Annotated in this window: 21 protein-coding genes; 7 read left to right on the forward strand and 14 right to left on the reverse strand. The window is 61.1% G+C overall.

Annotated features, from left to right (window positions below; genetic code table 11):
* Positions 1–19 precede the first annotated feature (19 nt).
* From LQ215_RS09135 to LQ215_RS09145, 3 genes are all read right to left on the reverse strand, one after another.
* Entirely contained in the window at positions 20–1,123 is a 1,104-nt protein-coding gene (locus LQ215_RS09135; RefSeq protein WP_230149057.1) for a polyamine ABC transporter substrate-binding protein, read from the reverse strand.
* Between the two features lie 39 nt (positions 1,124–1,162).
* Entirely contained in the window at positions 1,163–2,500 is a 1,338-nt protein-coding gene (locus LQ215_RS09140; RefSeq protein ID WP_230149059.1) for an alginate export family protein, read from the reverse strand.
* Positions 2,501–2,615: 115 nt separating this feature from the next.
* Positions 2,616–3,878, reverse strand: coding sequence for a serine hydrolase domain-containing protein (locus tag LQ215_RS09145; RefSeq protein ID WP_230149061.1), 1,263 nt, complete (start codon positions 3,876–3,878; stop codon positions 2,616–2,618).
* 305 nt (positions 3,879–4,183) lie between these two features.
* On the opposite strand from LQ215_RS09145, the gene LQ215_RS09150 reads away from it, so the two are divergent.
* Positions 4,184–5,287 carry a sigma-54 interaction domain-containing protein gene (locus tag LQ215_RS09150; RefSeq protein WP_230149063.1) on the forward strand — a complete coding sequence of 368 codons (1,104 nt, stop codon included), beginning with the start codon at positions 4,184–4,186 and terminating at the stop codon, positions 5,285–5,287.
* A gap of 155 nt (positions 5,288–5,442) precedes the next feature.
* On the opposite strand, the gene sfnG is transcribed toward LQ215_RS09150, so the two are convergent.
* Both sfnG and msuE read right to left on the reverse strand, forming a co-directional pair.
* Positions 5,443–6,540, reverse strand: coding sequence for a dimethylsulfone monooxygenase SfnG (sfnG, locus tag LQ215_RS09155; protein WP_230149065.1), 1,098 nt, complete (start codon positions 6,538–6,540; stop codon positions 5,443–5,445).
* 40 nt (positions 6,541–6,580) lie between these two features.
* The gene (gene msuE / locus LQ215_RS09160; protein WP_230149067.1) at positions 6,581–7,144 is read right to left on the reverse strand and encodes an FMN reductase; all 564 of its coding nucleotides are present in this window, start codon (positions 7,142–7,144) and stop codon (positions 6,581–6,583) included.
* Positions 7,145–7,519: 375 nt separating this feature from the next.
* Here msuE and LQ215_RS09165 point away from each other — a divergent pair, with 375 nt between their 5' ends.
* The 3 genes from LQ215_RS09165 to LQ215_RS09175 all read left to right on the forward strand — a co-directional run bounded on the left by LQ215_RS09165 (position 7,520) and on the right by LQ215_RS09175 (position 10,124).
* Positions 7,520–8,764, forward strand: a complete 1,245-nt coding sequence (locus LQ215_RS09165; RefSeq protein WP_230149069.1) for an acyl-CoA dehydrogenase family protein — start codon at positions 7,520–7,522, stop codon at positions 8,762–8,764.
* Between the two features lie 189 nt (positions 8,765–8,953).
* Complete coding sequence (locus LQ215_RS09170) at positions 8,954–9,679, forward strand: CPBP family intramembrane glutamic endopeptidase (protein WP_230149071.1); 726 nt, start codon at positions 8,954–8,956, stop codon at positions 9,677–9,679.
* 67 nt (positions 9,680–9,746) lie between these two features.
* Complete coding sequence (locus LQ215_RS09175; protein ID WP_230149073.1) at positions 9,747–10,124, forward strand: hypothetical protein; 378 nt, start codon at positions 9,747–9,749, stop codon at positions 10,122–10,124.
* A 134-nt stretch (positions 10,125–10,258) separates the two neighbouring features.
* Here the strand turns inward: LQ215_RS09175 and LQ215_RS09180 are convergent, their stop codons facing one another.
* From LQ215_RS09180 to LQ215_RS09195, 4 genes are all read right to left on the reverse strand, one after another.
* Positions 10,259–10,954: a tRNA (adenine(22)-N(1))-methyltransferase gene (locus tag LQ215_RS09180; RefSeq protein ID WP_290369101.1), complete on the reverse strand. Its 696-nt coding sequence runs from the start codon at positions 10,952–10,954 to the stop codon at positions 10,259–10,261.
* 15 nt (positions 10,955–10,969) lie between these two features.
* Positions 10,970–11,896, reverse strand: a complete 927-nt coding sequence (locus LQ215_RS09185; protein ID WP_230149075.1) for a Gfo/Idh/MocA family protein — start codon at positions 11,894–11,896, stop codon at positions 10,970–10,972.
* A 131-nt stretch (positions 11,897–12,027) separates the two neighbouring features.
* A complete protein-coding gene (locus tag LQ215_RS09190; protein WP_230149077.1) occupies positions 12,028–12,822 on the reverse strand; it encodes a DeoR/GlpR family DNA-binding transcription regulator in 795 nt (264 codons plus the stop codon).
* A gap of 112 nt (positions 12,823–12,934) precedes the next feature.
* Entirely contained in the window at positions 12,935–13,942 is a 1,008-nt protein-coding gene (locus tag LQ215_RS09195) for an aldo/keto reductase (protein WP_230149079.1), read from the reverse strand.
* Positions 13,943–14,034: 92 nt separating this feature from the next.
* Between LQ215_RS09195 and LQ215_RS09200 the strand changes: the two genes are divergently transcribed.
* On the forward strand, positions 14,035–14,937 hold the full coding sequence (locus tag LQ215_RS09200) for a LysR family transcriptional regulator (protein WP_230149081.1): 903 nt from the start codon (positions 14,035–14,037) through the stop codon (positions 14,935–14,937).
* A 107-nt stretch (positions 14,938–15,044) separates the two neighbouring features.
* Here the strand turns inward: LQ215_RS09200 and LQ215_RS09205 are convergent, their stop codons facing one another.
* On the reverse strand, positions 15,045–15,377 hold the full coding sequence (locus tag LQ215_RS09205) for a hypothetical protein (protein ID WP_230149083.1): 333 nt from the start codon (positions 15,375–15,377) through the stop codon (positions 15,045–15,047).
* Positions 15,378–15,527: 150 nt separating this feature from the next.
* Between LQ215_RS09205 and LQ215_RS09210 the strand changes: the two genes are divergently transcribed.
* On the forward strand, positions 15,528–15,764 hold the full coding sequence (locus LQ215_RS09210) for a hypothetical protein (protein WP_003201330.1): 237 nt from the start codon (positions 15,528–15,530) through the stop codon (positions 15,762–15,764).
* Positions 15,765–15,865: 101 nt separating this feature from the next.
* On the opposite strand, the gene LQ215_RS09215 is transcribed toward LQ215_RS09210, so the two are convergent.
* Positions 15,866–16,804: a hypothetical protein gene (locus LQ215_RS09215; protein WP_230149085.1), complete on the reverse strand. Its 939-nt coding sequence runs from the start codon at positions 16,802–16,804 to the stop codon at positions 15,866–15,868.
* 111 nt (positions 16,805–16,915) lie between these two features.
* On the opposite strand from LQ215_RS09215, the gene LQ215_RS09220 reads away from it, so the two are divergent.
* Positions 16,916–17,401, forward strand: a complete 486-nt coding sequence (locus LQ215_RS09220) for a thiol-disulfide oxidoreductase DCC family protein (protein WP_230149087.1) — start codon at positions 16,916–16,918, stop codon at positions 17,399–17,401.
* On the opposite strand, the gene LQ215_RS09225 is transcribed toward LQ215_RS09220, so the two are convergent.
* From LQ215_RS09225 to LQ215_RS09235, 3 genes are all read right to left on the reverse strand, one after another.
* Positions 17,398–17,892 (reverse strand): DUF2269 family protein, encoded by a 495-nt coding sequence (locus LQ215_RS09225; protein ID WP_230149089.1) that lies wholly within the window; start codon positions 17,890–17,892, stop codon positions 17,398–17,400. The two genes, LQ215_RS09220 and LQ215_RS09225, sit on opposite strands and share 4 nt — an antisense overlap.
* Before the next feature lie 3 nt (positions 17,893–17,895).
* Positions 17,896–19,023 (reverse strand): saccharopine dehydrogenase NADP-binding domain-containing protein, encoded by a 1,128-nt coding sequence (locus LQ215_RS09230; protein WP_230149091.1) that lies wholly within the window; start codon positions 19,021–19,023, stop codon positions 17,896–17,898.
* Positions 19,024–19,162: 139 nt separating this feature from the next.
* Positions 19,163–20,350, reverse strand: a complete 1,188-nt coding sequence (locus tag LQ215_RS09235) for a XylR family transcriptional regulator (protein ID WP_230149093.1) — start codon at positions 20,348–20,350, stop codon at positions 19,163–19,165.
* Between the last annotated feature and the right edge of the window lie 123 nt (positions 20,351–20,473).

Raw genomic sequence — 20,473 nt, forward strand, 5'->3', positions numbered from 1 at the left:
CAACGCCGGGTCACGCTGATCAGCGATGGGTCTTGATGCTGGTCCAGGTGCGGGTGCGGATCCGCTCCAACGCGGCCGGCACCGGCTCTAACGCGAACAGGGTCTTGCGCGCTTCGTCCGGCACATACATGGCGGGGTTGTTGCGAATTTCGGCATTGACCAGCGCCGTGGCTTCCTTGTTCGGGTTGGGGTAACCGATCTTGTTGCTGATCCGCGCAATGACATCGGGACGCAAGATGTAGTTGATGAACGCGTAGGCCTCTTGGCTATGAGGGGCGTTGGTGGGCACCATCATGACGTCCGACCACATCGGCGCACCTTCCTTGGGCAGCGCCATTTCCACCTTGACCCCCTTCCCTGCGTCCTGCGCCAGTCGCTTGGCCAGGGCCACCCCACCGGACCAACCCACCCCTACGCAGATCTCGCCGTTGGCCAGGTCCATGCCGTAGCGTGACGAGTTGAAGTAGGTGATGTAGGGGCGAACCTTGAGCATCGCGGCCTGCGCCTTTGCGTAGTCCTCACGTTTCTGGCTGTTGGGGTCGAGCCCTTCGTAGTGCAAGGCGATGGGCACGATCTCGTTGGCGGCGTCCAGCAGACCCACACCACAACTGGCCAGCTTGGCCATGTTCTCTTCCTTGAAAAGGATGTCCCAAGTGTTCATTTGCACATCGGCGCCCAGCACCTGGCGCACCTTGTCGACGTTGTAGCCGATCAGGGTCGTGCCCCACAGGTACGGCGCCGCATAGCGGTTACCCGGATCGCCCACCGCCTCCAGGGACTTCATGAACTCGGGGTCCAGATGCTGCCAGTTCGGTAGTTGGCTGCGGTCCAGGGGCTGGACGGCACCGGCGGCAATCAGGTGACTGACGTTGGAACTGCTCGGGTAGACCACGTCATACCCGGAGTTGCCGGTCAGCAGCTTGGACTCCAAGGTCTCTACACTGTCGAACACGTCATAGATGGGACGGATGCCGGTTTCCTCCTGGAAGCTCTTGAGGATTTCAGGCGGCAGGTACTCGATCCAGTTGTAGATTCGCACCGTCCGCTCTTCGGCCAGGCTCGCGCCACTGACCAGCATCGAAACAACAGCGCCCAGCAAGGTGTTGCGCAAAAACAGGCTCATGATCAAACACTCCAGCGCGGCCGCGAAGGCTCGCGGCACTTAATAGCGGTAGGTGAAGTAGAGTTCCAGCGCGCTGAATTTCCGGTCGTCGCCAAAGACTTGTTTGGCCGCTGCCATGGGCTTGACCCAGTTATAGGACAGCGAGGTGGACAGCGACTTCGAAGGCGCCCAATCGAGGAAGACTACACTCTCGTCGGCAAACCGTTTGTCGCTGACGGCAGCGCCCATGTAGTTTTTTTCGTCGAGCCAGAACTGGTAGTGGATCGCACCGAGCGTAAGGGTTTCGTTGAGGTGGGTCTTGAGTGAGAACTGCTGGACATTTTCGTTGCTGTTGAACAGCAGATAGTTGCCGACGACATCGCCGATCAGCCAGGTGCTCCAGTCGACGAAGCCCTTGCTCAACGGATCCCAGGCTTTCTGTCGGTTGTCGGTGAGGTTGTCGTCGCCGGAAAAACTCGCGTAGCGGTAGCCAATCACCGGGGTCAACGGCAGTGTGCTGAAGGCGTAATCCGCCTGGCCGTACCAGGCCTTGGCATCGTAGTCCACGCCTTCGCCGCTGCCTCGTTCCAGGGCATATTCGCCATTGAGGGTCAGGTCCGGGATGCCCGGGAGCTTGGCGTTCAGGGCCCTGACGTTGTACACCAGCATGCCATCGCGACGCCGCGGTAACGTGCTGCCCTTGGGCCCCATGGCCTTGACCTTCAACGCGGTGGCGCCCAGCGTCACCTGATCGTCGAGGTTGTAGTCCAGGTTCGCACCGCTCATGCGAAAATCACCCAGGTCGCTGTCGGTGCCCAGGCTGAAGCCCTGGACCTTCAACGCGCCATGGTCCCAGGCGACCACCGCCGAATCCTTGAAGGCGGTGCGTGGGGCGAGCCAGTAGGCACCGTCGTTCAACTGGTCGAGGTTGCCATCCATCACGATGAAACCGTTGCCGATCATGTAATTCTGGCGACCGCCCGTGACCGTCCACTCACCGGCCCGGAAACCGCCATAGAACTCTTCGGTCGACAGCTTGCCGTCGGAGCTACGGGTGAAACCACCGGCATCGCCATCACCGAAGGTGGTCGCCCCCACCAGGGAGCCGCCGGCCAGCAAGCTGAAATCCGGTTGCACGGCGTATTCCAACTTGACGCCCGGCTTGACGTAGAACTCCTGCCAGTCGATTTTCGTGCCGCGATTCTTGCCGCTGCGCATGTCCACCGCGCCGCCGCCAAAGTTGACGTTGCGGGTAGAAAGGATTGCGCCACCGGCCGTCAAGTTGACCTCGCCTTTGAGATTGCCCTCCTCGAAGGTGTAGCCCGCCCAGGCAACCTGGGCGGTCAAGGGTAACCCGAGCACGAGGAATGTTCGGGACAAACGCATCATGGAAACCATATGGAGCTCCTGTTGATTATTGTTGTTACAGGGCAGTGAATGGCGGCGCAAACCCGCGCCAACACCTGGCCGGGCCAGGTGAACGGAACGAAATTCTTGTGTTTGTCGGATGAAGTCAGGGCGTCAGGTGCGCCGCGATGGCACGCAGCATGCGCACGCTGTCGCCATCGAATGGGCTGACGGCCTCGCCCAGGGAGGACTGCTTGACGATCACCACGCCGGACGGCTTGTCGATGAACAGGTATTGGCCATGGATGCCACCGGCCATGAGCGCCTGGCTGTGGTCGTTGAAGACATACCATTGGCTGCGGTAGGACGCGCCGGGGGTCCAGCTCGAAAAGTCGGCGCATGCGGCATAGATCGCGGGGTCGGCCCCGGCGGCGATCCCAGCGAGCGCCTCGGCCGAGAGCAGTTGTCGGCCCTCCTGGCGGCCATCGTTGGCCAGCAGGCGGCCGAAGCGCGCCATGTCACGCAAGGTCGCGTTGAAACCGGCGCCGGCGACGCTGCGGCCCCAGGGATCGGCCAGGAAGTAGCCGTCACGCTCACAGCCCAACTGGCTCCAGATCTCTTGCAGCAACTGATGACAGGCCTTGCCTGACGCCCGTTCCATGACCCAGGCCAACGCCTCGGTGGTGGCCGTGACGTAATGGAAAAAGCCGCCGTGACTGCCGCGCTTCCTCAGTGAGGGCAAGTACTGATACAGGGATTCGAACGTCGTGTACTGCGCTGGCGCTGGCTGGAAACCGCAGGCGTAACCGTATTGGGAACTCTCTGAATCCGGATCCTCATAGACCTCGCTGTAATCCACGGCCACTGCCATGTCGAACAGCTGGCGCACCGTCGCATCGCCGAACGCGCTGCCCGTCAGTTCCGGTACGTAATGGGCGGCCATCAGGGTCGGGTCCAGCAGGCCTTCGCAAACCAGTTGCTCGCCCAGGGCGCCGATCAGCGACTTGGTCACTGAAAACATGATGTGTCGGTCCTGAGGACGCTGGCCGTTGAAGTAGCGTTCGAACAGTACGGTGTCGCCCTGCAAGACCAGGAAAGCATCGGTCTGGCTGGCGACCAGGTGATCGATCACACTGATGCTCAAGCCACATTCGCTGTCGAAATGCAGCTCATCCAGCGGCTGGAGCGCCTGCTTGAACGCGCTGACCGGCCCGCTGCCGGCCTGCACATCGATGGAAGGCCGCAAGCGCGCCAGGTTGCGGAAGCCCCATTGGTTGAACGGTGGGCTCATCCAGTTGTGCCAGGTGACCCGGCGCTGGGGTTCGGCGGGAAAGCCTTGCATGAGTGAAGGCGCCAGGCGTGCGTCAAATGGCGATTCGTGAGTCTCGACGTAAAGACTGGCCAGTGAAGGCACGGTGTTCTGATTCATCGGGTTGCCCCTGCAAAATGACTCTGCGTGAAAGCAGATGCAGGGAAATAATTACTCGGTGTTATTTTTTAGTCAATAAAACTTTTTACCGTCAATCCAATTCATGCTTTCAGCAGCGGCAAAACCAATGGATCTGTGCTGAATGCTCGGATGAAAGTCTTAAGCACATAACTAAAGGTTATTTGTTGTCTGTTTTTTAGATCATCTAGATTAAGTCTTAAGCCCTATGGCTTCGCGGTAGTGCCTCAAGAACGTTGGTATTTACCGATCCTCAGTCACGGCAATCTCATTAATGGGCCACCGTCATGCAGCTTCTAACGCTACCTCCCTCCCCCGGCCTGGCCACCTCGATTCGTGCCACGGCCCAGGTCTTCAAGGACCCCACCTCCCGCGCTTTGCTGGCTCACCTGCAACAAGTCGCGCCCAGTGACGCCAGCGTGCTGATCATCGGCCAGACCGGGACCGGCAAGGAACTGGTGGCGCGCCACGTACACAACCTCAGCGCTCGTCGCCACAAGCCGTTTGTTGCGGTCAACTGCGGGGCGTTTTCCGAAACCCTGGTGGAGGCCGAGCTGTTCGGCCACGAGAAAGGCGCGTTCACCGGCGCACTGGCGGCCAAGGCCGGGTGGTTCGAGGAAGCGGATGGCGGCACGCTGTTCCTGGATGAAATCGGTGATTTGCCGTTGCCGATCCAGGTCAAGTTGCTGCGGGTGCTACAGGAGCGCGAGGTGGTCCGGCTGGGTTCGCGCAAGAGCATCAAGATCAATGTGCGCGTGTTGGCGGCCACCAACGTGCAGCTGGAAAAAGCCATCAACGCCGGGCACTTTCGCGAAGACCTCTATTACCGTCTGAACGTGGTCAGCCTGGTGCTCAAGCCGCTGCGCGAACGCCCCGGTGACATCCTGCCGCTGATCCGCCACTTCATTGCCGAGTACAGCCGCAGGCTCGGTCACGGCGAAGTAACGCTGGATGCCCAGGCGCAGCGCAAATTGCTCGACTATTCCTGGCCAGGGAACATCCGCGAGCTGGAAAACGTCATCCACCACACCCTGTTGATTCGCCGCAGCAACGTGATCGGCGTGCACGACCTGCACCTGTCGAACTTGCGCATCGAACGCCAGGACAGCCCGCCGCAGGCGCCCCCTCAAAGCGCAGAGGCGCTCTTGCACAAAGCCTTCGAGAAACTGCTCGAGCAAGAACATGGCGACTTGTATGAAAAGGTCGAAGCCGAGTTGCTGCGCACCGCCTACCGCTACGCCCATTGCAATCAGGTCCACACCGCCAGCCTGCTGGGCCTGAGCCGCAATGTCACCCGCACGTTGCTGATCAGGATTGGCGAGCTGGTAGTCAATCGACGCCGCCCGGCACTGGACACGCGGGATGGCCGGGTGATCAACCTGTCGACCTAGCCCACACCCCGTGGCGAGGAAGCTTGGCCCCGCGCGCCCTGTAGGAGCTGTCGAGCGAAGCGAGGCTGCGATCTTTCCCCAGGCACTTGAGTCCCAAGCGAAAAGTCAAAAGATCGTCCGAACGCAGCCCGAGCCTTCGCCAGCTCCTACGACGCCTAAGCGACCGCCGCCGTTTTGGCTGCCACTTTGCGTTGCTCCAACTCACGCACCAGCGGCAGCACCTTGCGGCCGAAATACTCGACTTCTTCCTGGAAGTGCAGGAAACCGGCGAGCACCAGATCCACACCCACGGCCTTGAGCGCGACGATGCGTTCGGCGATCTGCTGCGGTGTGCCGATCAGGTTGGTCTTGAAGCCATCGTTGTACTGCACCAGGTCCTCGAAGCTGGACTTGGCCCAGTTGCCCTCACCTTCGGGGCTGGACTTGCCGGCCTGCTTCGCCGCATCGCCAAAGGCATTGACGGCCTCGGGATCGGCCTGGTCGATGATCTGCGCGAGGACCGCCCGCGCCTCTTCTTCGGTGTCGCGAGCAATGACGAAGGCGTTCACGCCGACCTTGACCTTATGGTTGTTGGCCGCGGCTTTCGCCTGGAGGTCATCGATCTGCGCCTTGACGCCTTCCACGGTATTGCCGTTGGTGAAATACCAGTCCGATACCCGGGCGGCCATGTCCCGCGCCGCACGCGAGCTACCGCCCTGGAAGATCTCCGGGTGCTGCTGCAGGGGTTTTGGCTTGAGGGTGTAGTCGTGGAAGCGGTAGAAGTCACCGCGCAAGGTGAAGTTGTCCGTGGTCCAGATGCCCTTCAGCGCGGTGATGAATTCTTCGGAGCGGCGATAGCGCTCATCGTGTTCCAACCAGGGTTCGCCAATGGCAGTGAACTCGCCCTTGAACCAGCCCGACACGATGTTGACCGCCACCCGGCCGCCGGTCAGGTGATCGATGGTTGCGATCTGCTTGGCCAACACCGACGGCGTCCACGGCCCAGGCAACACCGCCGCGATGACTTTCAGGCGCGAGGTGGCGGCGAGCAAGGCATGACTGAACGCCACGGATTCGTGCTGGTATTCGGCGCCATAACCGGCGGTGAAGCGCACCTGGGACAGGGCGTAGTCAAAGCCGGCCGCTTCAGCGATCTGGGCCAGCTTGCGGTTGTAGTCGATGCCCCAGTCGGTGCGTTGCTCGATTTTGCTGACCACCAACCCGCCACTCACGTTGGGCACCCAGTAGGCAAATTTGATCGTGTCCTGGCTCATTGCATGTACTCCACGGCTCGTTTTGAAAGGAAGAAATTGATCAGGCGGCACTGGCGTCGCGTCGAACACTCGGGACCAGGCTCAGCAACGCCGACTCGACGGCGCGCTCGATACGCTCCAGCACCTGCGCACTGGAGATCCGGTATTGGCTGAAATCGGTTTCGCTGGCATAGACCCCCACCGGCAGGCTCAGGGCCTGGAAGAAGCCGAACAGGGGGCGCAGTTGGTGATCAATGATCAAGGCATGGCGATCCGAGCCTCCCGTCGCGGCCAGCAGCACCGGTACATTCTTGAGGGCTTCGTGATGGACGAAATCGAACAGATGCTTGAACAAACCGGTGTACGAGGCCCGATACACCGGGCTGGCGGCGATCAACAGATCAGCCGACTCAATGGCCTGCAGATCCTCCTGCACGGCAGCCGGCAACGCCTCGCGACGCAAGACCCCGGCGAACTGGGGGCCGACCTTGGCCAGTTCGATCAAGCGCAGCTCGATCGGCAGTTGCTGCCCGAGCCTGTCCACCAATGCCTGGAGCAGGACCAGCGTGCGTGACGGGTGCTGCACGCTGCCTGACACCGCCACCACTTTGAATTGCTTGCTCATTGCTTACCCCATGCCTGGAGACGCCACCTCAGCGTCTGCACAAGGTGTAGAGCAGCAACCGTGCCAGTTGAATATTCACTTATTAATCAAATGCTTAGAGTCTTAACCGGATCACGTCGCTGTCGCTCGACGGACAAGCTGTTGATCCACTGTTGCCTGGCGAACATTCACTGCGTCGATGTCTGTGGCAGCAACTGTTGCCGGGCACACAGTTGCGCAACAGATTGTCCGCAGCAAGGACAGCCCTTTCGCGATGAATGCGGTACAAGCCCCCCATTTACGGGCGTTGGGTCTCGGGCATGGACTGTGCAATAGCCACTGGCATCGGCAGGTTTTCTCCCTGCCCACCTATTCGTCATAAGAAGGAACATCGCCATGACCGCACAGCAACAACACCTGCCGCCGATCCTTTCCACCGGCACCGACTATGAGCCCTTGGCCGAACGCTTTCGGCCGATCTTTGCACGCATCCAGGCCGGCGCCCTGGAGCGTGAGCAGACGCGCAGCCTGCCCTTTGAACCGGTGAAATGGCTGAAGCAAGCCGGCTTTGGTGCCATTCGCGTGCCGGTCGAATATGGCGGCGCCGGGGCTTCGTTGCCGCAGCTGTTGCAACTGCTGATCGAACTGGCCGAAGCCGATTCCAACCTGCCCCAGGCGCTGCGCGGGCACTTTGCATTTGTCGAGGACCGCCTCAACGCCCATGCCAGCAGCCCGCAAGACATCTGGTTCAAGCGCTTCGTCGAGGGTGAGCTGGTGGGCAATGCCTGGACGGAAGTCGGCGCCGTGAAAATCGGCGACGTCGGCACCCGGGTTTCCCGGCAAGGTGATCAATGGGTGGTCAATGGCACCAAGTACTACAGCACCGGCAGCATCTTCGCCGATTGGATCGACGTGTATGCCCAACGCGACGACAACGGCGCCGACGTGATTGCCGCCGTGCGCGTGCACCAGCCGGGCGTCAGGCAAAGCGATGATTGGGATGGGTTTGGTCAACGCACCACTGGCAGCGGGACGTCGTCGTTCGAGAATGCGTTGGTCGAGGCGCAGAACCTTATCGATTTCTCTACCCGCTTCAAATACCAGACCGCGTTTTATCAACTGGTGTTGCTGGCCGTGCTGACCGGTGCCGGCCGCGCTGCGGTTCACGACATCACCGAGCAAGTGCGCCAGCGCACGCGGGTCTTCAGCACCGGCAATGCCAGCGAAGTGAGCCAGGACGTGCAGGTGCAGCAAGTGGTCGGTAGGGCCTCGGCCCAGGTCTATGCCGCCGAAGCCACCGCCCTGCGAGCCGCGAGCGCCTCCCAACGCGCCTACGAAAGCCGCTTCAGTCAGAACGCCGAGACCGAACACAGCGCCAACATCGCCGCCGAACTGGAGTCGGCCCAGGCCCAGGTGGTGATTTCCGATCTGGTGTTACGCGCCACCAGTGACTTGTTCAATGCCCTCGGTGCGTCGGCCACCAGCACCAGCAAGGCCCTCGACCGCCACTGGCGCAATGCCCGCACTGCCGCCTCGCACAATCCGTTGATCTACAAGGAGCGCATTATTGGTGATTGGGAGATCAATGGGACGGAACCGCCGTATGTCTGGCAGATTGGCGGGGGGTCCAAGCAGCTTTGAGTAGGTGGGTTGGTGTGTATATCCGTTGCTGCGGTAACGGATATACACACGACCCTCAAGAACGCCTCCTCCCGGCAAACGCCAATGTACCGGGCCAATTGCCGACCTCTCCACAAAGCCGACACGAACTCATCCCAGACAATCAAAACACTGGCATCATGCCGTTTTCCTTGCACTCATGGAGTGACTGTGACGAATCTAAGTGCCGCCCCTGAGTTTGCACCCGCCTCCACTTTATCGCGCTACCGCTTCTTCCCCCGGCTCGGGATGTTGGTGCTGGCTACCGTGATCGCCTTCCTGGCGGCGATGCCCGAGATCCTTTTCGTCCCCGCGGACATGCAGGCCTACCTGACATTCACGACCACCTCAGGTATCACCGCGCTCCTTCTCCTCGCCCTTTTCGCCTTGCAATACCGCACCGATTTACGGCCCCAGTGGCGCGGTCATTCCATCAGCAAACCCCTGCAATGGGGAGCCGTGGGCATCATCGGGGTCTACCTGCTTTTCGGGGTCGCCGCCTTCGTGCTCGGGTTGCCGCGTGAGGTGTTCATGGCCGAACTCCTGGACGGTCTCAACGGTTGGCAGGCCGCGATCAAGATTGCCTCGCTGATTGTGCTGCCACCCATCGCCGAAGAATTATTTTTCCGCCATTACATGTTCCGACTGTTTCCCTACGAAAACAGCCGTGCCTGGACATGGATCGCGGTCATCGTCACGTCGGCCATCTTCGCCGGCATGCACATCCAGTACGGAAATTGGATAACCGTCGTGCTGATCTTCGCTTGTGGCGGCGTGCTCGCCGTCGCCAGGGTGGCCAGCGGTGGCCTGCTGGTGCCGGTGCTCCTGCATTCGCTGGCGGAAATAGTTGCACTGACCACTGACAAGTCTTTCTCGCTGATGGGGCTTTACGGTTGAGCCAGGCAAAAGCGCAATGCCACGCTATGATTTCGCAAACGTCAGCACCTCAAAAACAAGGGCAGCCATGAACTCTCACGCAGCGTACCTCGGACTGTTTGCCTTGACGCTCGCCTTCCTATGCGAGCCCGTCCAGGCCTCGACATGGCAGATCTGCCAGATGGAGCTGCGTGTCGTCGAGGTGCTGAAACAACCCTATCCGCAACTCCAGGCGCAGGTCGTGAAAGCCAGGCCGAAATCCGCCTCGGTGGAGTGTCCGGCACAAGGCACGTTGCTCACCTTCACCCCGGAAACCCCGGACTACCAAGCCACGCTGCCCCGCCGGCAATGGCCCAGGAAAGGACAGTCGCTACAGGTCGACTACCGCTACCTGGATGGCGTTTGTAAAGGTGACGGCAATTCCTATGCGTGTCGTATCAAGCACTACCCGGTGGTGGGTCGATAATCAGGCGCCTGGAGATCCTGGCGTTTAGCTAATGGCCTCATCGCGAGCAGGCTCGCTCCCACAAAAGGACTTGCGCAACCCTGTGGAAGCGAGCTTGCTCGCGATGACATCGGCACAGCCAACCTCAATGCCACTCAAGCCAACAGCTCAGTGATCCAGCGGGCCTGCCTGGCTATGTCGTGCAGCTTCTCTTCCGGCACCGCTTGCCGTGCCTTGGCGAAACTGGCGAGGGTCTTTTGCTTCTGGCGCAGCAGGCGCTGCCACTTGGCCAGGAAGATCGGGGTGCGAGCTTGCAGCTGCAGCGGGCCGAAGTACAGCTGCTCGGCGGTGTACGCCACCGGCCCGGTGCGCTCGGCGACGATGATCTCGTAGTAGAAACGGTTTTCGCGCAGCACCTCCTCGCAGAGGATGCGGTAGTCGTTCTCCATCAGCCATTGGCGCAGCGGTTGCTCGCCGCCGTTGGGTTGCAGGATCAGGCGTTCCTGGCCGCTCAACTGCGCCTTGCCACTGTCGAGAATGTCGCGGATCGTCTCGCCGCCCATGCCGCAGAGGCTGATCGCCGTGATCCCGTCTTCCGGCTCGATCGCCGCCAAGCCATTGGCCAGGCGCACGCTGATCTGCTGTTCCAGGCCGTTCTCGCCCACGGTGCGTTCGGCGGCGCGAAACGGCGTCAGCGCCACCTCACCGGCCACCGCCATCGCGATGGCGCCACGGCGCAGCAAGGCCACCGGCAGGTAAGCGTGATCCGAGCCGATATCGGCCAGGCGCGCACCCGCGGGCATATGCGCCGCCACGCGCTCCAGGCGCATGGACAAGGTCTGTTCGTTCAACTGCAGTTCCCTGGATTAATCGTAGAACGGCTCGACCGCCGTCCGACTGCCGACAAAAAAACTGTCCGCGACCAACCGCAGCGGCTGCAGGTCCATGTCGCTGGTTTGGTCGGCAATCAGTTGTTGAAAATGTCGATACACCGCCGCGTACTCGCCTTCCTCGGATACAGCCTGACGCACGCCGTCGATGCTCAACAGTGCACCGCCGTTGTCCAGGCGCAGGACGCCTTCGGCGCAGCGAATCTCGATACTCCAAAGCTCGTCATGGCCATGGTCGAAATCGAACTCAGCACGAATATCGAGGTGGCGCGCGTCGGCCATCTTGATGCTGGCGGCAATCGGCGACTGGCAGTTGTCCGGCACGCGCAACTCGGCGGACTCCACGAACAGCGGCAGCGCCAACAGATGAGTCACAATCGACAAGGCATTGATGCCCGGATCGAAGACGCCCAGGCCACCGGGTTGCCAGATCCACGCCTGGCCGGGGTGCCACTTGCGCACGTCTTCCTTCCAGTCGATCTGCACGCTCTGCAAGGTGCGACTCGCCAGCCAGTCACGGGCGGCTGCGATGCCCGGCGCGTAACGCGAATGCCAGGCGTACAGGCCGCTGACGCCTTGCTCGCGGACCTGCTCCACCAAGGCCATGGCTTCACCCAGCGTGGCGCACGGCGGTTTTTCCACCAGCACGTGTTTGCCTGCCGCCAGCGCCTGTTGCACCAGGGCGAATCGACCTTGTGGCGGTGTGCAGAATGCAATGGCATCGACCTGCGGACCGTTTTCGAGCAGTTCGCCCAGGGAGCGGAAGTTCTCCACCCCGGCGCAGGGCTGCCCTTGCGTGGCGACAGCGACCAGTTGGAATGCGGGGTTGGCGTGGATGGCTGGAACGTGTTGATCCTGGGCAATCTTGCCGTAGCCCACCAGCCCGAGACGAATCGGTTGCATCAATGACTCCTGATTTTTGTACTTGTGATCGGCCAGCAAACTAGACGCAAATCGCCCGGCGGACAATGGGGGCCGTGCAGTATCTAGACGATTGTCCTGCGCAATGGGGCAACAGCCGTGCCGCAAAGACCTCAGCTGTGCCGCCGCTCACTGGCTGCAGTCACGACATTGGTCACCCGGCCGAAGAAGGGTTCGAGTCGCTCACGCGGCGCATCGTGCTCCACCACCAGGGTGGCGACTTCTTCGCAGGCGGCCACCTGATAGTGGGCAACGCTGGAGAGCTTCTCATTGGTCACCGCCGCGATCACCTGCCCGCTTGCCGCGACCACCGCGCGCTTGAACTCCGCGTCATCCAGGCCGAACGCCGTGACGCCATTGTCCGGATCGATGGCGCAGGCACCGAGCAAGCACACGTCAAAACTGAACTGACGCAATTGCTGGACAGCCGTCAACCCGATCACGCCACCGGCGATTGGATTCAAGCGGCCACCCAACAGGATGACCTCGGCGCGGGGCAGCTTCATCAACTGAACCGCAATCAGCGGCGAATTGGTGGTGAGGGTCAACTGAAGCTGCGGATCGATGGCGCAGGCGATCGCTAGGTTGGTCGACCCGGCGTCGATGAACACATGCTGCCCCGCGCGCAACAGTGCAGCGGCTGCTTGGCCGAGACTGCCCTTGCGCGCCGGGTCTTTGCGCACGCGTACCTCCATCGGCCCTTCGGCAGCGGGCACGAGTATCGCGCCGCCATAAACGCGCTTGCACACCCCCGCCGCTGCCAATGCGCCCAGGTCACGCCGTATCGAATGCTCGGATACATTGAATTCGCTGGCCAAGTCGGCTGCGATCACCCGCCCATACCGGGCAAGACGCTGGCTGATCAATTGCTGGCGTTCGCCAGGGAACGCTTCGTGAGGAGAAGTCATGACAGTACAACCTGCATAAACGAGCACCAATGATCATAAACGAGCAGATAGTGCCGATTATGCAGCGAGGCGTCAAACCCGCTCGTTCAAGCGGGCCGTCAAACGTTAAAGATCAAGCGCTCGCGGGGACATTGGTGCCCATGCCCAAGGGCAGGAAAGGTTGAATCTCGTCGATTTCCTCGGCACTGAGGCGCAGTTGTGCGCCGGCAATCAGTCCATCGACCTGCGCGGAACGGCGGGCACCAACGATGGCCCCGGTCACCACCGGTTTGCGCAGCACCCAGGCGATGGCGACTGCCGCCGCGCTCACGCCATGCCGTTCGCCGATACCGGCCAAGACCTCGACCAGCGCCAGGTTCGCACTCAAACGCGGCTCCTGGAAGTCCGCGCTTCGGGCCTTGCGCCAATCGTCGTCGGGCAATTGGGCGATGCGCGCGCGCGTCATGCTTCCGGAAAGCAGTCCCGATTGAAGGGTGGAATAGGCCAGGACCCCCATTCCCTCCGACTCGCAAAATGGCAGGACGTCTTGCTCGATATCTCGCATCAGGGCGGAATAAGGCGGCTGGAGTGAGACGATCTCGGTTATCGCCTGGGCCCGCTTAAGTTGCGCGACATCGAAATTGGACACGCCGATCGCGCGGATTTTTCCCTGTTCGCGCGCGGTGGCCAACGCCGAAAGCGCACTCTCGATTCCTTCACTGCTGCCGTCGGCAGGAAAGGCCGGCCAGTGGATTTGATAAAGATCGATGGTTTCGACGTGCAGCCGGCGCAAGCTTGCCTCGACCTCGGCGAGCAGCGATCGAGGCGCCAGCGAGTGCGAGATCGCTTTGGTGACCGGGTCCCAGACCAGACTGCCCTTGGTGAACACCAACGGACGCCGTGAAGCTGGTACCCGACGCAACAGTTGCCCAACCAGTTGCTCGGCGTGGCCCAAGCCATAAACCGCCGCCGTATCGATCCAGTTCACACCGCGTTCGACAGCATATTCAAGAGCACCCAGGCTGTCCTCGTCATCCTGCGCGCCCCAACTGTATTCCCAGCCGGTGCCGGCAATGGCCCACGTTCCCAGGCCAATGGGCGAAATCAGAAAATCCGATGATCCAAGACGATTCTTTTGCATAGCGAGTTCTCCACAGATGATGGGGCCAGTATCCGCGAGCGATCTCATGACGATAAGATGGGTAATCGTATTTGAACTACTGAACAGCATTCATGAGTCAGCACCCCGATCTTTCCGAACTGGATGCCTTTGCGGCCGTCGCTCGCCATCGCAGCTTTCGCAAAGCCGCCGACGAGCGTGGCGTTTCGGCTTCTGCCTTGAGTCACGCGATGCGTGCACTGGAAGCACGCCTGGGTGTCAGGCTGCTCAACCGAACCACGCGCAGTGTTACCCCGACCGAGGCCGGCCACCAGCTATTGGCAACGCTGGCCCCGACCCTGCAGCAGGTTGCCGATGCGCTGGCGCAACTGACCTCGATGCAGGAAGTGCCCACCGGCAAGCTTCGCCTCAACGTGGCGCGTCCGGCGGCGCGTGCGGTATTTGCGAAAGTGCTCGCGTCATTCGTGGCCAGGTTTCCACGTATTCAACTGGACCTGGTCACCGATGATGGCTTGACCGACATCGTGAACGGCGGGTTTGACGCTGGTGTGCGTTTTGGTGAAAGCCTGGCCGGCGACATGATCGCCGTCCCTGTCGGCCCTCCTCAATCGTTCGTGACCGTCGCTTCACAGGCTTATCTGGCCGCAAGGGGGAGCGTCCAGGCTCCACGGGACTTGCTCGACCATGCCTGTATCGCCCGACGTTTTCCCAGCGGCAAACTCTATGCCTGGGAGTATCAGGCGCAAGGGCAACCGATCCGCTTGTCCGTCACCGGCCCGCTCATTCTTGAAGACGATGCGCTGATGATCCAGGCAGCAAAAGATGGCGCCGGGATTGCCTACGTCTACGAGGAGCTGGTGCGCGATGACATCCGCAACGGGCAGCTCACGGAATTGCTTGCGCAATGGAAAGCTCCGCCAAGCCGGTTTTTTCTCTACTACCCCAGCCGACGCCATGTGCCACCGGCCCTGAAAGCATTCATCGAGTTCATCCGCGCAGATGATTGGCCAACCTGAAACCAGCAGGCAAAAAAAAACCCCGCGACCGAATACGGTGCGGGGCAAGGGGAATTGGTTGGTTGCGGCCAACCAAAGGAGCACAGTGAAAAACGTTTACGGGCCGGTCAGATGCATTCCTGTGCGGCGCGTTCAAAACTCGAAGGCAGGAGGTTGGAGGCCAGCAAATGCCGCTCGTAGATGAACACCTTGCCGCCGCTGCCCGCCTTGTAGGCTTCCAGCACGTTGTCCGCGGAGACTTTGCTCGGCACCACGATGCGGTAGCTGCGCTGGGTCTGCGAGACCATCGGGTTGCCCTGCAATTTCGGTACGACGCATTCAGCGTATTGGGCCGGTGTCTTGCTGGTCTGCAAGGTCAGGGTCGGATTGTTCGGTGCCGAGGCACAACCGACCAGCAACAACGGGGAAAACGCCAGGGGAAGCAAAAATAAAGGGCGCATGGGTGGGGTCCTGAAAATAAAATAGTGGTCTGCGTGTTCGATGGCGCTGATTTTCCAACGATTGTCGGCAAAGCAGAACTTGCATTTCGTAATGGTCACTATTACTCCTAGCAATAGTTGCAAGCCGAGAAAGATTGATGAGGCATCGCCATGAGAACGTTTGATCTGATTCGCGACGCGGTATTGCCCGACTTCCGTGAGCGGGTGGCTGATTACCTGATCCAGTACGAGAGCGTACTGCTGAGCAGCACCGAACCCGACCCGGAGCTCCGGCGCGCCACGGCCAATCAACTGCGCGGTTATTTGCGCGGGCTGAACACCACTCGGGTACTGGGCATGGCGGATTGGGAGGAGCTGGATCGGCGGGTGGTGAATACGTGGCTTTAGCTCTCGACTGGATTCATCGTGGCAAGGGAGCTTGCTCCCGCTGGGCTGCGCTGTAGGCGCTGCCGAAGGCTCAGGCCGCGTCCGGACGATCTCTTAATCTTTCACTTGAGGCTCAAGTGTCTGGGAAAGATCGCAGCCTCGCTTCGCTCGACAGCTCCTACAGGTCCGACACTGGCCTGCGCCCGGTCCACCAGCCGTTGCACCCACGCGGCATCCTGGTCATTGATCACCCCATAGCGGTTCGGCGGTAGAAAATTCCAGTGATGGGCGGCGTCGGCAAGGCGCTTGAGCTCATCGGCAGACAGCCAGTACGGCGTATCCACCAATGGCATCGGCGCACCGTCGAAACGCCGGCCCAGTTGCAGGTTTGTGCCGGGGGCGAAAGTGAACGCCAGTTGCTGGCGGGGTTGCAGCAGCTTGTCCGGCGCCGGCACTTGCCCTTCCCGTCCATAGCTGAAGTCGCCCGAAAATTGCTCCTTGAGCACCAGCCAATGCCCCGCCGTGGTCTTGGCCAGAATCCATTGCGATACACCACTGTCTTGCACGCACTTCAACTTGCCGTCGGTCCACTGCATGAGGGTGTTGCAGTCCGGGTCATAGTCGTTGGACCACAGGCTGATGCCGCAGATGAGGGTGTGGCGTTCGAGCTCGACCAGCCCTTGATCGGGCATCGCTTGCCAATAGCGCTTGGTCGGGTCGCGCTTATCGCGCAAGAAGTTGTGCAGGCCCCACGCCGCCATGAACAGCAAGGTGGCAAGCACAAGCCAACCAAGGGAATCCCCGACGATCCGGTCAAGGTCGACGCCTGGGGCGGATAACCCCTGATAGACCAACAGCCCCAGCGAAAACGCGATGCCCGGCAGCACCGGGCCCAGGCACAACGGCGGCACCAGCACCTCGATCCAGCTGAAGCGATGCTGGGTCGCGCGCTCACGCGCCCAGGCCAGCTCCTGCGCCAGCATCGGCGCCTGCTCCCGGGGGCCGATGTCAGGGTCGGGCGTCTGGAAGCGCATGTACAGGGTGTAGGTGTCATCGCTCATGGATCGGATCATGCCCTTGAAGTCATCATGGTCGAGCAACCCTTCGGGTCGCCCCTGACGCTGGAACAGGCGTATTATCCGGATAACCAGGCGCCCTGTAGACACCCATTCATGCCCAGCTCCCAAACTCGCCCCTCACCCGCGCCCTTGCTCAAGCCAGGCGAGACCGTGGTCCTGTTCGACGGCGTTTGTAAACTGTGCAATGGCTGGGCAAAGTTCCTGATCCGCCATGACCATGCCCGACGCGTGCGGTTGGCCTCCGTACAGTCGCCCGAAGGGCAAGCCCTGCTTGCCTGGGCGGGCCTGCCCCTGCAGCAGTTCGACACCATGGCCGTGGTTCGCGATCAGCATTACTGGGTGCGTTCGGATGCGATTTTTGAAGTCGTAGCCCTGCTGCCCCGGATCTGGGACCCGGTAAAACTGCTGCGCTACATCCCCCGCAGGCTTCGGGACTGGGCCTATGATCGCATTGCCCTGAATCGTTATCGGCTGTTTGGCAAATACGACGTATGCCTTTTGCCGAGCCCGGATCATGAGCGGCGTTTCTTGAAAGCTCCGACACCTGGGAGCAATCCGGTGGAACGGATCGGTACTTAGCCCGTCAGTAGCTCGATCCACTGAGGTGGCGTCATCTTCGTCACCATGATCAGCACAATGACAAACATCCCCAAAAAGCCCAGAACGCCCATCCAGAACCATTTTTGATACACCGATGAGTATCGATCATCGAGCGCCCGCCCGTCCCCAGCCGCGCTCGAAGCCATCACGTATAAGCGCTTCTGGAGCACCAGCACAGGAAGCCACAGCGCCCCCACGCAAAGGAAAATGATCAACGACGTCATTATCCATTCCGTGGTCAGGGGAAGTCCGGCCAGCCTCATTAGCAGGTAGCCCGTCCCAATCTGAATAAAGCCCGCCGGCGTGGTAATCCAAGTGTCGAACTGGACGACCGTCCTGGCGACGTGGGCAATGACCTGCGGGTTGGCGGTGCGGCTGGCCGCGATCAGGTAGAGATAGGACCCCATGCCGAAGCCGAAGAGGAAAATGGCAGCAATGATGTGGAGGTACTTCAGGCAAAGATAGAGCATCTGTCAGCCCTGCTCGCCAGAGAAGTGTACCGACAGGCTCAAGTTTTCGGGGTCGTTGATGGCGGTCATGTATTCGTCGTCGGTGATTTCACCCACGCAGGCCCGAGCACCAGGTTCGGGCAGATACCCTTGGGCGACCTTTGCCGCCAAGGCGACGGCTGCACAGCTGGGAATCTCCGGCCCCTTGTCGTTCATGGCGGTGAGCTGCACGTTCATCGACAACGGTTCGCCATTGGCCCCCATGCCGTGGACGTCGATGTACATTGCGCTTTTGCCATCGCCAAATCGTTCGAACCAGAGCCCCCATCGATGAAGCCTGGCGGCCCAGATAACATGGTCACGCACCAGCCCCATCCTCATTGCCTGGGCCAGCAAGTAGTTGGCAATGCCGCCGAGCTTCAGGCCTGCGCCGGCCTTGAAGCTCAGGTTCTGGGCACCATAGCGGTCGGCGAAGATATCCATGTCCGGCACGTCGACATTGGCCAGTACCCGGGTCCCCATGTACCGCATTCTGCGAAGCGTCAGATCCTGCCATCCCAGGACCTCATGCACCCGGCCATTCCGAAGTTGCTTGATCGGCTTGCCTGCATAGGCCAGAACGCCTTCGACGGTGGACAACCCCGGCATCTTGGCCGATGAGGAAATACCATGCTCGATCGAGTCGATACGTTTAAAGCGATGCCGCTGCTGATCAATGAGGGCGGCCGAGAGCGTCGGCACTGAGCTGCAACCACTGAGGATCGCCACGCCTGCCTGTTTTGCCCGGGCGTCGAGTGCGCTGATGCCGGTGACGAAGGCTCTGGAATCGGACAGGTCGCAGTAGTTTACGCCGGCCTCGATGCAGCTCTCGGCAACGGCATAGGATTGCCCTTGAAAGGGGCCGCCGGTATGGATGACCCATTGGATGTTCATCAAGCCCAGGACAGATTTGAAGCCCGCGCCCATGGCATCGCCGCACCAACTTTCACACACCGTGCCCGATTGAGCGTTCAACTCCTCGACTTTGCGCTGCAGTTTTTGGGCGTCGCGCCCCGAAATCACCAGCTGTACACCTGGCATCACCACCAGGTGCCTGGAAACGATACTGCCGAAATTTCCATACCCACCGACCACCATGACCCTGAGCGTCATTCCATCCGTCCCTAAATATTCGATGAAGCCCGCAACCTTGCCACAAGGAAGGCTCGGTGGTGTACCCCCTGCGGTGGGTCACTATCCCTTTGTGGCGAGGGAGCTTGCTCCCTCGCCACAAGAGCGGTTCGGCAGGAGGTCAGTGAGCGGCCGCATTGGCCCCCTGCTGATACTCCCGAGGGGTGCAGCCGAACTCGCGGCGAAACACGGTGTGCAGGTATTGCGCCGATTTGAAGCCGCAATTCTGGGCGATGTCGGCAATCGGCGCGTCGGTATTTTCCAATCCGCTGGCGGCGGCGGCCAGTTTGAAGCGCAGGATTTCGTCGTGGACGCTGCAGCCCCGTTCCTTGCGAAAATGCGCTTCCAGCGAGGAGCGCGACACTCCCACGTAGCCCGCCACCTGGGCCGTCTTGATGCCCTGGCAGGCGTATTGGCGGATGAAGAGCAGTGCCTGCATGACATAAGGGTTGCCCAACGGTTGATGCAGGCTCGATACCTGCACATTGATCGCATCCGGCGGGACCAGAATCTGTGTGCCGGTGGACGGCATGCCGTGCAGCATCTGGTGGAGCAGGCGTGCGGCGGTGCGGCCCATGGTCTCGGTGCCCTGGATCACCGAGCTCAGCGGCACCCGCGTCAGGCTGCGGGTCAGGGGGTCGTTGTCGATGCCGATCAACGCCACTTGCTCGGGCACGGCGATCCCGGCGGTCAGGCAGGCTTGCAGCAGCTGCCGGGCGCGGGCATCGCTGACGGCGATGATGCCGATGGGTTTGGGCAGGCTTTGCAGCCAGGCGATCTGCTGTTCGACGGCGCTGTCCCACAGCGGTGCGCTGGTGCCCATGCCGCGATAGACCTCGGCGTGCAGGCCGTCGCGCTGCACCAGCCGGCGAAAGGCTTTTTCCCGTTCCTGGGCCCAGCGATTGGCTTGTGCTTCAGGCAGGCTGAAACAGGCAAAACGCGTTAGCCCCGCCTCGATCAGGTGCTCGTAGGCCACTGTCATCAACGCATCATTGTCGGTGGCGACATAGGGAATGCCCTTGGGATAGGCGCGCTCATCCTGATAGGAGCCGCCCACCGCCACCACCGGCAGCTTGATCCCGGCCAGCGCCTCGCCGATCAGCGGGTCGTCGAAGTCGGCGATGATCCCGTCGCCCTGCCAGCGCTCGATGCCTTTCAAGCGGCAGAGAAAGTCTTCCTCGAGGAACAAGTCCCAGGACGCACGCGTGCTGCTCAGGTAATTGCCGATGCCGCTGATGATGCCACGGTCGTAGATCTTGCTGCCGTTGAACAACAGTGCAATGCGGTGAACGGGCGGGACGGTTTTCATTGGTTTAACCCTATGCCGATGCACACAGACTAGGCGCGCAAGCGGCGAACCTCAATACTCAAAATCGAACACCCTATTGGTGATTTTCATAATCAGCAGCCACGGGGCCGGCGTTAGTATCGA

Origin of the sequence: Pseudomonas brassicacearum (assembly GCF_918698105.1) — a bacterium.
Lineage (GTDB): Bacteria > Pseudomonadota > Gammaproteobacteria > Pseudomonadales > Pseudomonadaceae > Aquipseudomonas > Aquipseudomonas brassicacearum_F.

Coding starts and splice junctions, on each gene's coding strand:
- LQ215_RS09135 (WP_230149057.1), bottom strand. CDS start 1,123: ATGAGCCTGTTTTTGCGCAACACCTTGCTGGGCGCTGTTGTTTCGATG.
- LQ215_RS09140 (WP_230149059.1), bottom strand. CDS start 2,500: ATGGTTTCCATGATGCGTTTGTCCCGAACATTCCTCGTGCTCGGGTTA.
- LQ215_RS09145 (WP_230149061.1), bottom strand. CDS start 3,878: ATGAATCAGAACACCGTGCCTTCACTGGCCAGTCTTTACGTCGAGACT.
- LQ215_RS09150 (WP_230149063.1), top strand. CDS start 4,184: ATGCAGCTTCTAACGCTACCTCCCTCCCCCGGCCTGGCCACCTCGATT.
- sfnG (WP_230149065.1), bottom strand. CDS start 6,540: ATGAGCCAGGACACGATCAAATTTGCCTACTGGGTGCCCAACGTGAGT.
- msuE (WP_230149067.1), bottom strand. CDS start 7,144: ATGAGCAAGCAATTCAAAGTGGTGGCGGTGTCAGGCAGCGTGCAGCAC.
- LQ215_RS09165 (WP_230149069.1), top strand. CDS start 7,520: ATGACCGCACAGCAACAACACCTGCCGCCGATCCTTTCCACCGGCACC.
- LQ215_RS09175 (WP_230149073.1), top strand. CDS start 9,747: ATGAACTCTCACGCAGCGTACCTCGGACTGTTTGCCTTGACGCTCGCC.
- LQ215_RS09185 (WP_230149075.1), bottom strand. CDS start 11,896: ATGCAACCGATTCGTCTCGGGCTGGTGGGCTACGGCAAGATTGCCCAG.
- LQ215_RS09190 (WP_230149077.1), bottom strand. CDS start 12,822: ATGACTTCTCCTCACGAAGCGTTCCCTGGCGAACGCCAGCAATTGATC.
- LQ215_RS09195 (WP_230149079.1), bottom strand. CDS start 13,942: ATGCAAAAGAATCGTCTTGGATCATCGGATTTTCTGATTTCGCCCATT.
- LQ215_RS09200 (WP_230149081.1), top strand. CDS start 14,035: ATGAGTCAGCACCCCGATCTTTCCGAACTGGATGCCTTTGCGGCCGTC.
- LQ215_RS09205 (WP_230149083.1), bottom strand. CDS start 15,377: ATGCGCCCTTTATTTTTGCTTCCCCTGGCGTTTTCCCCGTTGTTGCTG.
- LQ215_RS09210 (WP_003201330.1), top strand. CDS start 15,528: ATGAGAACGTTTGATCTGATTCGCGACGCGGTATTGCCCGACTTCCGT.
- LQ215_RS09215 (WP_230149085.1), bottom strand. CDS start 16,804: ATGAGCGATGACACCTACACCCTGTACATGCGCTTCCAGACGCCCGAC.
- LQ215_RS09220 (WP_230149087.1), top strand. CDS start 16,916: ATGCCCAGCTCCCAAACTCGCCCCTCACCCGCGCCCTTGCTCAAGCCA.
- LQ215_RS09225 (WP_230149089.1), bottom strand. CDS start 17,892: ATGCTCTATCTTTGCCTGAAGTACCTCCACATCATTGCTGCCATTTTC.
- LQ215_RS09230 (WP_230149091.1), bottom strand. CDS start 19,023: ATGACGCTCAGGGTCATGGTGGTCGGTGGGTATGGAAATTTCGGCAGT.
- LQ215_RS09235 (WP_230149093.1), bottom strand. CDS start 20,350: ATGAAAACCGTCCCGCCCGTTCACCGCATTGCACTGTTGTTCAACGGC.